Source organism: Parasphingorhabdus sp., assembly GCF_049667325.1.
Classification (GTDB): Bacteria; Pseudomonadota; Alphaproteobacteria; order Sphingomonadales; family Sphingomonadaceae; genus Parasphingorhabdus.
Window position 1 is genome coordinate 1 of record NZ_JBATHY010000064.1, and the last position, 11,403, is coordinate 11,403.

At 56.3% G+C, this 11,403-nt stretch carries 13 protein-coding genes; 3 read left to right on the top strand and 10 right to left on the bottom strand.

Annotated features, from left to right (window positions below):
* Together WBM93_RS03490 and WBM93_RS03495 are read right to left on the bottom strand one after the other, a co-directional pair.
* The coding region (locus WBM93_RS03490) for a sulfatase-like hydrolase/transferase (RefSeq protein ID WP_424428211.1) at positions 1-1,446 on the bottom strand (1,446 nt) is incomplete at its 3' end.
* Positions 1,447-1,541: 95 nt separating this feature from the next.
* Positions 1,542-2,144, bottom strand: a complete 603-nt coding sequence (locus tag WBM93_RS03495; RefSeq protein ID WP_424428213.1) for a TetR/AcrR family transcriptional regulator — start codon at positions 2,142-2,144, stop codon at positions 1,542-1,544.
* Positions 2,145-2,249: 105 nt separating this feature from the next.
* Here WBM93_RS03495 and WBM93_RS03500 point away from each other — a divergent pair, with 105 nt between their 5' ends.
* Together WBM93_RS03500 and WBM93_RS03505 are read left to right on the top strand one after the other, a co-directional pair.
* The gene (locus WBM93_RS03500) at positions 2,250-2,618 is read left to right on the top strand and encodes a hypothetical protein (RefSeq protein ID WP_424428215.1); all 369 of its coding nucleotides are present in this window, start codon (positions 2,250-2,252) and stop codon (positions 2,616-2,618) included.
* A gap of 12 nt (positions 2,619-2,630) precedes the next feature.
* Positions 2,631-4,070 carry a carotenoid oxygenase family protein gene (locus WBM93_RS03505; protein ID WP_424428216.1) on the top strand — a complete coding sequence of 480 codons (1,440 nt, stop codon included), beginning with the start codon at positions 2,631-2,633 and terminating at the stop codon, positions 4,068-4,070.
* Between the two features lie 63 nt (positions 4,071-4,133).
* Here the strand turns inward: WBM93_RS03505 and WBM93_RS03510 are convergent, their stop codons facing one another.
* From WBM93_RS03510 to WBM93_RS03520, 3 genes are all read right to left on the bottom strand, one after another.
* Positions 4,134-6,542: a putative bifunctional diguanylate cyclase/phosphodiesterase gene (locus WBM93_RS03510; protein WP_424428218.1), complete on the bottom strand. Its 2,409-nt coding sequence runs from the start codon at positions 6,540-6,542 to the stop codon at positions 4,134-4,136.
* A 129-nt stretch (positions 6,543-6,671) separates the two neighbouring features.
* Positions 6,672-7,358, bottom strand: a complete 687-nt coding sequence (locus WBM93_RS03515; RefSeq protein ID WP_424428220.1) for a purine phosphorylase — start codon at positions 7,356-7,358, stop codon at positions 6,672-6,674.
* The gene (locus WBM93_RS03520; protein ID WP_424428222.1) at positions 7,351-7,890 is read right to left on the bottom strand and encodes an adenine phosphoribosyltransferase; all 540 of its coding nucleotides are present in this window, start codon (positions 7,888-7,890) and stop codon (positions 7,351-7,353) included. The genes WBM93_RS03515 and WBM93_RS03520 overlap by 8 nt, the downstream gene beginning before the upstream one ends.
* 129 nt (positions 7,891-8,019) lie before the next feature.
* On the opposite strand from WBM93_RS03520, the gene WBM93_RS03525 reads away from it, so the two are divergent.
* Entirely contained in the window at positions 8,020-8,559 is a 540-nt protein-coding gene (locus WBM93_RS03525) for an acyloxyacyl hydrolase (protein ID WP_424428224.1), read from the top strand.
* Positions 8,560-8,638: 79 nt separating this feature from the next.
* On the opposite strand, the gene rplL is transcribed toward WBM93_RS03525, so the two are convergent.
* The 5 genes from rplL to WBM93_RS03550 form a co-directional block, all read right to left on the bottom strand.
* Positions 8,639-9,010: a 50S ribosomal protein L7/L12 gene (rplL, locus tag WBM93_RS03530; RefSeq protein WP_424428226.1), complete on the bottom strand. Its 372-nt coding sequence runs from the start codon at positions 9,008-9,010 to the stop codon at positions 8,639-8,641.
* 42 nt (positions 9,011-9,052) lie between these two features.
* Positions 9,053-9,565 (bottom strand): 50S ribosomal protein L10, encoded by a 513-nt coding sequence (gene rplJ, locus WBM93_RS03535; RefSeq protein ID WP_424428228.1) that lies wholly within the window; start codon positions 9,563-9,565, stop codon positions 9,053-9,055.
* A gap of 676 nt (positions 9,566-10,241) precedes the next feature.
* Positions 10,242-10,634, bottom strand: coding sequence for a GFA family protein (locus WBM93_RS03540; RefSeq protein WP_424428230.1), 393 nt, complete (start codon positions 10,632-10,634; stop codon positions 10,242-10,244).
* The gene (locus tag WBM93_RS03545; RefSeq protein WP_424428232.1) at positions 10,627-11,049 is read right to left on the bottom strand and encodes a DUF1330 domain-containing protein; all 423 of its coding nucleotides are present in this window, start codon (positions 11,047-11,049) and stop codon (positions 10,627-10,629) included. Before WBM93_RS03545 ends, WBM93_RS03540 begins: the two co-directional genes overlap by 8 nt.
* 81 nt (positions 11,050-11,130) lie before the next feature.
* On the bottom strand, positions 11,131-11,403 hold a 273-nt coding region (locus WBM93_RS03550; protein ID WP_424428234.1), incomplete at its 5' end, for a transglutaminase-like domain-containing protein.

Sequence of the window (11,403 nt, forward strand, 5' to 3'; positions counted from 1 at the left end):
CAGCAATTCCCGGTTGCCGGCATTTATCTCGGACCGGGGCAACGGCCTGTCGGCCAGACCGAGCGGCATGCCCTTGTGGAAATAGGGGAAATGCGGTGACTGGAAATTGAAATAGAGAAATTGCGGCTGTTGCCATTTCGATCGCTGCTGAAATTGTTCCGTAAAGGCATTAAGAAGATGTTTCTCGTCGACGAGGATCGAGCCTTGCGCACCGTTGCTGAAGGCGCGCAGATGTTTAAGCGTCTCGCCATCGAAAAAAACATCCGCATTCTCGCGCATGCCGACTGTTTTTGAAATATCTCCGAAATCTTCAGGCTGGCCTGAAAAAATGCCAATTTCATAGCCACTGGATTTGAGTTCACGGAACAGCGAAGGAGAACCATTTGCCGGTTGCAGGGTGCCGGCGAACAGGGATTTGAGCGAAGCGGTGGTAAAGCCGACGTGGCTGAAGGCGGGGGACACCAGACTGCCCGATTTTGCGATGGCTTCGAGGTTGGGAGCAACCGGCTTGCCGTCGATACGCTTGCCGATCACATCGTAGCGTGCACTCTCCATGACAATCAGGACGAGGTGAGGGCGTTTGCCCGAGATCAATGTCGTCGGCGGTTGCGGTGTGATCGGAACCAGCTGCAGGTCTCCGCCATAGCCGTCTTCATCGATCCCATTGGCCGGGATGTCCAGCGCCAGCGGATAGCGGGAGCTGTCGAACGGGCGCCGGTCCGGCATGCTGGAGATCCAGCCATAGCCATCACCGTCAAAATCGGTAATCCTGTTTGCTGCCTCCGTGAAAAAACCCCACGCGAGCGTGCGGTTCAGACCGTTATGGACCTCGATCGAAGCGACGGGCACCATGATCGCGAGCAACAGGCTGGTGACAAAGAAATCGATAGCGACACGGCCATGGGCTGACCATTCGGGATGGCTGGCGCGCACCCGGAATTTTCGGGAGAGCCACCGGAAGATCAAACCATAGCCGACTAGTCCGATCACCAGCGCGGCGATTCCCAGAAAAATTTCGCTGGAAGCGAAAAGCAGGGCGTCGGTCAGGCTGCCGCCGCCCAGGCTTGCCATCAGGGCAAAGCTCATCGTATCGCTGAAATACTGGCCCAGCTGAAATGTCAGGGCGAGCAGCAAGATGTAAGCGCCACCCACGATTGTCACCAGAAAAAACAGCGGCGGCCAGGATTTTCTGGATCGGAAAAGCCGGACAATGATCCACCACACACCGATGACGAGCATGGCCATCGAGCAAATGTAAGCGACAAGGAACGCGAACCGCTCGGTAAGCGTATTGATTGCCTGCGATTGGCCGAACCCGCCGGTGAACAATCCGTATTTACGATCTGCGAGCGCGAGTTCCATGCCCGCAAGAACGCAAAGCAGGCCGAGAACAACCCCCCAATAGAGCTTTCCTTGCATATCGCCGCTGGCGAAGAAGTTTCTCATCCGCTTTTGCATTGGTCCCGCATAATATTCGCGCGGTAAAGCTAGCAGAAGCTGGTAAAAGGCTGGTTAAGTGTAGCCGATCAAAATCCGGTTGGTCATGGGTTATGACAATCGTCGCTGAAATCCGCCATCAAAACGACTTTTCGGACCATCGCCGGATCAAAGTCGACTTGGCCATCAAGGATCAGCATCGCCAGTCCGTGAACCAGCGACCAGGCATGGAGGGTGGCGGTCGTGCGTTGCTCGGGCGCAAGGTCTTCGGGCATCGTTGCTGCGATACCCCTGCGCAGTTGATGGAAAGCTTCGCCCATCGCGGACGGATCGTCGACATCGAGATCGACTTTGCCGACACGGGTGTAGATCAGGCGCATCAGCGCGGGGTGTTTCACCGCCCAATTGACATAGGTGACTCCCATTTCGGCGAAGCCCGCTCTCCCGCCTCCCGCCGCCTTCGCCGCTTCACCCTGATGCCAGCCGAGGCGATTCAGTCCTTCCAGCGCCAGCGCATCGAGCAGGGCATCCTTGTTCGGGAAATGGCGGTACAGAGCGGTGGCCGAGACTCCCAGATCGCGGGCAAGGGCACGCAGACCGAGATCGGGTTGCTCCTGGCTTTCCAGACGCTCCATTCCCATTTGCAGCGCCGCAGCGCGCAAGTCACCATGATGATAGGGGGCGGTCATTGGAAGAATTGGAGGCATGATTTGCCCCTAGGAAGAGTTATGTTGACACTGTTAGCATTGATTGGCATGTTAACAGCATAAACATTGCGAGTCGATTTGCCAAGCCGGAAGGACGCGTCACTAATGTTAATTTACGCGATCATTGTCGCCGTGCTTGGATTGATTGTCGCGATCGCGCATTCGGTCCTCAGCGAACGGGTCATCCTTGGCCCGCTCTATCACGAGCGGACGGGTGGCCTGCTGGCCGCGCGGGCGATGCGTGATATTGTCCGGGCGGTCTTTCACATGCCGTCGCTGGCCTGGGCGGGGCTCGGCATAGCGGTCCTGCTCAACCGTCTGCAGTCCGGCAGCGATCTGCTGCCGGTCACCGCAGCGATTATTTTCGCGCTATCCGGTATCGGCAATCTGGCCGCGCTCCGTCGCCCCCACCCCGGCGGCCTGATATTGCTGGCAATGGCCATCGCTACAATCGCCGACATAAGTTTCAACTAGAAGGAATATTCCATGGCTTCCGTAATCGAAAAAACCATCCGCGCCGCCGTCACGCCCGTCATGGGAGCGGTCGCCAATTATAATCGCAAGCGGATGAAAGAGCCGGATGGAGGGCACCCCTATCTGACCGGCGTGCACAAGCCGATGACCGAAGAAGTCACGCTGGCAGACCTGACGGTCGATGGTGAAATTCCCGCTCAGCTCGACGGGCGCTATCTGCGGATCGGCCCCAATCCGGTCACCGCGCCCGATGAAGCGAGCTATCATTGGTTTGTTGGTGATGGCATGGCCCACGGCATCCGGATCCAGAACGGCAAGGCGATCTGGTATCGCAACCGCTGGATTCGCAGCAATGCGGTCAGCGATGCATTGGGCGAGCCGCGCAAGCCCGGTACGCGCAAGCCGCGCACCGATACCGCGAACACCAATATCGTCAGCATCGCCGGCAAGACGTTTGCCATTGTCGAAGCGGGTGGTTTCCCGGTGGAACTGACCGACGACCTGGAAACGGTGAAGCATAATCCCTTCGACGGAAGTTTGACCAACGCCTTTTCCGCCCACCCGCATCTTGATCCCCAGACCGGCGAGATGCACGCGATTTGCTATGATGCGCCGGTTATGGACAAGGTCTGGCACGTGGTGCTCGGCGCGGATGGCAAGGTGAAGCGCGAGGAACCGATCGCGGTCAAGGATGGCCCCTCCATCCACGATTGCCAGATTACTGAAAATTATGTGCTGGTGTTCGACCTTCCCGCGACTTTCTCGATGAAGCGCATGCTGGGCGGTTTTGCTTTTCCTTATGACTGGAACCCGGCTCATGGTGCCCGCGTTGGTCTTTGCCCGCGTGACGGGTCGGGTACCGATACCGTGTGGTGTGATGTTGATCCCTGTTATGTCTATCATCCGGCCAATGCTTACGAGACGGATGACGGTAGCGTGATTGTCGACGTGGTGGTGCACGAAAGCACCTATGCGCGGACCACCTTTGGCCCCGGCGGAGAATGGTCGCGGCTGGAGCGCTGGACCGTCGATCCGGTGACCAGGAAAGTGGATCGCAAGATGGTCGATGATCGCCCGCAGGAATTCCCACGCTATGACGAACGGCAGACCTCAAAACCGTATCGCTATATATATAATATCGCGCTGGCCGGGCGGCCCGACGAGCTCGACATGGCGGGAACAGAACTGTTCAAGCACGATCTTACAAGGGGCGGAAAGCTGGTTCGTGATTTTGGCGCGGGCCGTCATCCGGGGGAATTTGTGTTCGTCCCCCGGTCACCCGATTCCGCAGAAGACGAGGGTTGGCTGATAGGTCTGGTGATTGACGCCGAACGGGAAACGACCGAACTGCAAATTCTCAACGCGGATGATTTTCTGGGGGAACCCCAGGCGGTGATCCATCTGCCCCACCGAATCCCTCCGGGATTCCACGGCAACTGGATAGCGGCTTAGCCGGCAACGAACGGGTCGTTATTGAAATAACGGCCCGGTCGGGTTGCCTGGCCGCGCAGATAATCAGAGTGCTCTTTTTCGCTGGATTTCTGGCCGGACTCCGGCTGGCTTCCGTTCGGCGCTTTGGCCTCCGATCTTTTGAATTCTTGCGGCTTGCCCCGATGCAGGCGCAACCCTCCCGACCACGCAGGAAGCGGGCATTGCCTTGCTGAACAAATATCCCTGGACCTGAACGCATCCTTCCAGTTTGAGCTGGCTGAGCTGATCGCTGCGCTCGACGCCTTCGGCTGTTGTCACCATTCCCAGACTGGTTGCGAGGCCGGTCACTGCACGAATAATCGCCCGGCAATCCTCACGGCTATCCACTTCGTCGACGAAACAGCGATCAATCTTGATCTTGTCGAACGGGAAGCTGCGCAAATAGTTAAGCGAACTATAGCCGGTACCGAAATCATCCAGCGCGATGCGAACGCCCAGCGAACGGATTTTGTGGAGCAGTTCCACATTGGACTGGTTATCGTTCATCAGCACGGATTCGGTAATTTCCAGCTCGAGCCGGTGCGGTGCGATTCCGGTTGCGGCTAATGCATTGATGATGGTCGGCATCAGGTTCGGGCTGCGCATCTGGGCCGGAGAAAGGTTGACCGCGACACTCAGATGTTCTGGCCAGTTGGCGACTTCGTGCAACGCCGATCGTACGACCCATTCACCAAGCTGAACGATCAGACCGGTTTCTTCCGCCACCGGAATGAAAACATCCGGCATGATGATGCCTTTTTCGCTGTGGTTCCAGCGGAGCAGGGCTTCGTAGCCGATAATCGCATTGGTATCGATATCCACCAATGGTTGGTAAAACAGCTCCAGTTCGTTTCGGTTCAGGGCAGCGCGAAGATCCATTTCGATATTGCGCCGATCCTGAAGCGCGTCGTGCATGGACAGTTCAAAGATCGAAGCACAACCGCGTCCGCTTTCCTTGGCATGATAGAGCGCAATATCAGCATATTTGATCAGCTCTTCGCCGCTGCTGCCGTTTTCCGGGGCCAGCGCGATCCCGATGCTCACGCCCGTGGCAACCGGTTGTCCTTCAACCATTATGGGTTCCGAGATATTTTTCCTGATCTTGTCGGTAATCCGGATGACATCTTTGTGCGAACCACAATTGCGCAAAGATATCGCAAACTCGTCCCCGCCCAAACGTGCCACCATACCTTCTATGCCGATGGTGCTTTCCAACCGGTTCGCAACAGCTTTCAGAACCATGTCTCCCGCACCATGTCCCAGCGTATCGTTGATGGTTTTGAAATTATCCAGATCGAGATACAACACTGCCAGTTTCTGGTCATCCCGCATGCGGGACAGGGAGCGTTTCAGCGACTGTTTGAACAGGGCGCGGTTGGGCAAATCGGTCAGACTGTCGAAATGGGCCAGATGGGCAACCCTAGCATCGGCCTTTCTGACGTCGGTAATATCCGCCGCCACGCCGCGAATATTCTTGCTTTCGTCGCCCCGGGTCTTGATTTTTCTGCCAGACAGCTTCCACCAGCGCTCTGCTCCGTTGATTTTGATCGGGACGTGAATGTCCCTGAATGCTTCGCCCGCAGCCAAGCTTTGAACGAGCTGGTTCCGCTCGATTGAATCCTCGAACAAATCCACCAGCGGAAATTTGCGCAGATCGCGGATTTCCATATTGACCGCCGTGGCGAAACGGGCGGAAGGGTTGACGATCAAATGATCGGCATTCACTTCCCACAACCAGTCGGAGCTTTGTTCTGCATAATCGTGGAGCAAGAGCCGCACGGTTTCAGCGGCATCCTTTTGCTTGGCCGCATGGAGATGGCGCTGGACGAAGTTGAAGAAAAACATCCGGTAGATAAAGTCGCTACTCAAAGCAAAGAAAGCCAGCAAGATTGCAGCGCTGATTCCACCATAGCCATTTGCGGCGACGAACGAGGCACCATAGCATATTGTGGTAATCAACAGAAAATAAGCCTGGGCGCGAGGAATACTGCCAAAAACAAACCCCCCTACAGTCAGGCTACCCATGGCGAGTATCGCAATGTCCAAACTGAACGGGAATTGGCCGAAAGCAAATGGAACAGCGAGGGTACAGGAAAAACCGCAACTGACGATGATGCTTTCAATACGGATTCTTCCGATTTCCAGCTTATGGTCGGCCGTATCGAGGTTCATCGCGGCCTGGCGAAGATAGTTGCGACCCGCGGTAAATCCGGCAATGGCCATGAAAGCGGAGGCTATGGCAATATATAGCGGTTCCGCATAAGCGATCAGCAAGATCATAACATAGATGGTCAAAGGCAGAGCGACCAGCGCACCGATTCGAGAAATCTGACCGAATGATTTCAGCTGTTCGCGGGCAACAAGTTCGGCGGTTTCATGATCGGTATCGATCTTGAAGTTCCACATTTTTTTCTGCATCTCCAGCAGACGCTGAAGTGTAATTGTCTCGCCCATGCGTACCCCGATTTGCCCGATGCTGCCAGCTGGTGGCCGTCGGTAATTGAATAGAGTTTTCACAAGGTTAATGACGGTGATCGCAGCTTTATTTTAAGCATAATTCCAAGATCGAGGACGCATCCGTTGTTATATATGGGTTAAAAATTCGGCCGCAGCATCGGCCGCACGTTTTGCGGCGGCCTCGAGATTGGCATGAAAGTCGCCCGAGCTCTCGCTGTTCGCACCGTCGGTTACCGCCTTGATCCCGGCCCAAGGGATAGCAAGCATCGCTGCGATCTGGGCCACCGCCGCGGTCTCCATATCGACCAGATCGGCCTTCAGAACATCGCGCAGATAGCCCGAGCGTTCGGGGCATTTCACAAAGCAGTCCGCGGTTGCGATCCGGGCCTGGGGCAGGGCAAGGGCATCGGGCATCGGGTAAGATATGAACGGGCGCCACTCCGGGGGGCCGATCGGCCAGGCACCCGCATTATAGTGGACAAAGCCATCATGCTCGCCAAATTTTTCGAGCGTGCCATAATCGGCCTGCAAGGATTCACGCAGGTAGAAGCAGTCTCCCTGGCTGCTACTGACATGACCGGCAGTGCCGATGACCAGAAACAGGTCCGGTCGGAAGTGGCTGTGCAAATAAAGGGCCGCCGCACCGGCATGCACTTTTCCAATGCCGGAGCACAGTATCGAAACCTGTTTCCCGACATGGTCGAGCTGACGGATTTCGCCAAACGGACTATCCACCCGGGTTGCGGGATGATTGCGCCGGAATGCATCCGCCTCGTCCCGGACACCGGTGATAATCGCAACATGCTCAATCACCGGCAAAGGCCATCAGCGCCATCGGCTCAACGCCGGCGTCAGCCAGCTTTTGGGCGCCGCCCAGATCGGGCAAGTCAACGATGAACAGCGCCTGGTTGACAATGGCGCCCTGGCCGCGCAACAGCTGCGCGCCCGCAATGGCCGTTCCGCCCGTTGCGAGCAGGTCATCGACCAGCAGCACGCGTTGTCCCGGCTGGATGGCATCGACATGCATCTCGATCCTGTCGCTGCCATATTCCAGCGCATAATCGATACTTACCGCTTTGCCCGGCAATTTGCCCGGCTTGCGGAGCATGACCTTGCCCTTTTCAAGCGCATAAGACATCGCCGCCGAAACGATGAAACCGCGCGCCTCGATACCGGCGATCACGTCGAAGCTTGCGGGATCGACGAGCGCAATCATCCGGTCGATGGTCCGGCGAAAAGCCGGTCCGTCGAGCAGCAGAGTCGACACGTCGCGAAACCGGATGCCCGGTTTGGGATAGTCCGGGATCGTCCGCACGAGATCGATCAGGTCCTGATTGTCGGTCATTGCGCCCCCTTTTGACGTTCAAAGCCTGTAGTCGCCGAGCCGTTAATCTGTGTCAATCACTGTGCCCCGGAAAGAGACTGGCCCGCCCACCCGCTTCCACGTTTTCCGGAATAGCTCTATATAGCGGATATGCAGAATAGATTTGCTTCGCTGATGGCTGCCGCCTTGGGACTGACCGTTTCGCAACCCGTTTATGCGGATGAACTTTACGGCGGACTTGCGGCGCATCAGCGGGTGACAATCATTGCCAAGGAAACCAACCAGCAGGGTGTCGATTTGCAGGCTGGCTATCGCGGGAAGCCGATTGAAGCACTATCGGCCATTGGCAAACCGTCTCCCTATCTGCTCGCTTCGATCAACCTCTCGGGCGACACCAGCTTTGCCGCAGCCGGTTTGAGCTGGAAGTTCGGGGACAAATTCTACGTGCGCCCGGGAATCGGGATCGCGATTCACGACGGCCCTAAATTGCAATTCGCAAGCGATGGTTCGCAGACACAATTGGGATCGCGGGTGCTGTTCGAGCCGGAATTTTCGGTCGGTGCGCGACTGTCGAAAAAAGTCGATATCGAGGCGACCTGGGTGCACCTGAGTCACGCCGGTATTTTCAGCCGGGTTCAAAACCCGGGGCTGGATATTATCGGCGTCCGGCTGGTGTTGGAACTACCCTGAAACGGGCATGGAAAAGCGCATAAAAAGGGGCGGCTTCCGAACCGGAAACCACCCCTGAATTTTCAATAAACCGTCAGGCTTATTTGAGTTCGACGGTACCGCCGGCAGCTTCGATCTTCGTTTTGATTTCTTCTGCTTCGGCTTTGTTCACGCCTTCCTTGATCGCCTTTGGCGCGCCTTCGACGAGGGCTTTCGCATCGGTCAGGCCAAGCTGGGTGATCGCACGGACTTCCTTGATCACCTGGATTTTCTTGCCGCCGTCGCCGGTCAGGATTACGTCAAATTCGGTCTGCTCTTCAGCAGCTTCGCCAGCGGCAGCCGCTGGACCAGCAACTGCAACAGCAGCGGCAGCAGAAACGCCCCACTCTTCTTCCAGTGCCTTGGACAGTTCAGCCGCTTCCATGACGGTGAGTTTCGAAAGTTCTTCAACCAGCTTTTTAATATCAGCCATTTTAAATACGCTCCATTTTTCTAAATATTTGAAAAGTTAAATTCATTCACCCGCAGCAGCATAAGCGCTGACTACGCGTGCAACACTGGTTGCCGGCTCGACAAGAACCCGTGCGATTTTCGTTTGTGGTGCGACAAGCAATCCAACAATCGTTCCGCGCAGTTCGTCAAGCGAAGGCATGGATGCCAGTGATTTGATGCCTGCTTCGTCAAGAAGGGTATCGCCCATTGCGCCACCAACGATCTCTAGCCGATCATTGGATTTTGCAAATTCGACTGCGATTTTAGCAGCCGCCACCGGATCATCCGATGTGGCAAGCGCGACCGGACCCGTTAGCATATCTGCTATCGGGGCATAGTCGGTACCTTCCAGAGCCAGCTTGGCAAGGCGGTTTTTAGAGACTTTGAAGCTTGCGCCTTCGTCCCGCATTTTCGTCCGCAGCGCCGTTGATTGCGCGACAGTCAGACCCAGGTTGCGTGTCACCACGACCACCCCGGCCTGCTTGAAAATAGCGTTCAGAGCGACAACCGCTTCGGTCTTTTGACCACGATCCATATTTTGCTCCTTCACGTGGACTGCGTTTTGACGCGCAGTCCCATTCTAGTAACCGTCATCCCGACAAAGGGATGACGAGCGAAAGAATTAGCCTGAGCCAATTCCATTTAATCCGAAGGGGGGTTTTGGCCGCTCTGCCGCGTTAGAAAACGCTGGCTGCGTGCCCGTGTGTCTCCACACGAAAAAACTGGTCCCCGTCTAGGCTGGAAATTAAGAGGGTCAAATTACCCTCACCCGCTGTCTCGGACGGAAATTGTGATTCTTTTGACGGAACCGCAATTTGTAGGGGAGCCATTAACGGGTGAGGCGGGGATGTCAAGGTTGGCGAGTGTTTTGTCATCAAGATTCAAGGACAAACAAATTCTCCGCCGCAGATTTTTTCTATCAGGAACCATGAGCCACCCAGCATGAATAACCAGAACAAAGGTAAAGTGGCAGGAACGAGCAACACTTTCATGTTGGAGGAGCGCATTGATCTCTTGGCCTGAGATATCGAAAACCATAATATGAAGGGACCGAGCCAAACGATAGCGACAGTGCAAATCGTGAGAGGGCTCGTCATAGAACCCGGGGCATCAAACAATAGTCCGGAGAAAGCCAAGAGAAAAACGGATGGAAGCAACAAAAGCCCGCATATTGCAATTATCGTCCATCCAAAGAATCTGACCATGTCTAATCACTGATCCCGCTGCAGCACGCCCGGCTCGATCTGATAATAATCGCCCTTGTCGGCGACAAAGATATGGCTCCAGATTTTCGTGCCGGTCGGCATGTCGAAACAGCCCATGGCGATGGCGATCTTGTCGTGGTGGATCGGGTCCCAGAACAGGAAGGCGCCGCAGGTGTCGCAGAAGCCGCGGCGGACTTTTTCGGAGGATTGATACCAGCGGATATGGTCCTCGCCCCTGATGGTCACGGCGCTGGTCGGGACATCGATCGAGGACCAGTAGTGGCCGGATTGCTTGCGGCACTGGGTGCAGTGGCAGGCATCGGCTTCGGGCAGGTCGCCGGTGACCTGGACCGATACCGCGCCGCAGAGGCAGGAGCCTTTGTGGATTGCGCTAGTCATCTCGGTTGCCCGTGCTTTTGGTCTTGATGTTGAGCTGGCCAGCGAGCCCGGCCATCCGATGGACAGCAATCGCCTGATATTCCGGCGACATCACCATATTCTTCATCGACTCGAGCGAGGGATATTCGACTAGGGCGACCATGTCCCACAGATCCTCGACCTCTCCGAGCATCAGACCGGTGACCATGGTCGCAGACACGCTTTGTCCACCGACATCGGTGATGCATTTCTGCACCGCCGCGCCATAGCGCATATAGGCTTCCTCGCCGGACAGATCGGGATCGGAGCCATCGGGATAGACCGCCTTGTCGCGGAACCTGAGCAGGTTGACCATGATGAACGGGCCGTCCTCCGGCGCGCCGAAAAAGGCCATCATCTGTTCCGGCGAGGGATCGAGTTTATTGGTGACTATCACGCGGACTCTCCTGCTGTTGTGAGGAGAGTCTCTTAAGCGAAAAAGCGTTCTGATTGCACGTTTGAAATTGATCGCGGCGATTCAGGCCCGCGAAACGCTGACCCGCTGCTCGACCATCTCCAGGCTGCCAAAGGCGGTCAGGAAGGATACGTCGGTGGCATCGCGGCCGATGCCGATGACTGCCATATCGGACGCTTGCGCCATGCCGGTGGGGTCGATCAGATGCCAGCGACCATCGAGGAAAACCTCAGGCACGGCATGGAAATCCTGTGGCTCGACATCGGGCGCATAGGTGCTGGCAAAGCGGGCCGGGATATCGGCCGAGCGGGCCATGCTGATCAGGATATGGGCATA